This window comes from Halomonas sp. SIMBA_159 (assembly GCF_046536035.1).
Classification (GTDB): Bacteria; Pseudomonadota; Gammaproteobacteria; order Pseudomonadales; family Halomonadaceae; genus Vreelandella; species Vreelandella venusta_A.
Genome location: NZ_JAWJBT010000882.1, coordinates 1 through 261, shown reverse-complemented (window position 1 = coordinate 261; position 261 = coordinate 1). Strand labels below are relative to the sequence as shown.

At 36.8% G+C, this 261-nt stretch carries 1 pseudogene; it reads left to right on the top strand.

Features of this window, described 5'->3' with window-relative positions:
* Nucleotides 1-71: 71 nt before the first annotated feature.
* Nucleotides 72-261: pseudogene (locus R0J87_RS21775) on the top strand (8-amino-7-oxononanoate synthase); the annotation flags it as partial.

Sequence of the window (261 nt, the reverse complement as noted above, 5' to 3'; positions counted from 1 at the left end):
AATAGACGTTTAAGCCCCCATTTTGGGGGAATTTTCTTCTTTTAAAATTGGGTGCAATAAAAATTAAATGAATGGTTGAAAATTCGGCTTACGATTGGATTGAAAAGTCCCTGTCCACAATTGAAAAAGCGGGTTGGTATCGTACGGTTAAAAGAATTGAGAGTGCGCCTGGAGCAGTGATTAAACTCGATGGACAATCATTAATTAATTTTGCCAGTAATGATTATTTAGGATTAGCAGGAGATCCACGATTAAAAGAGG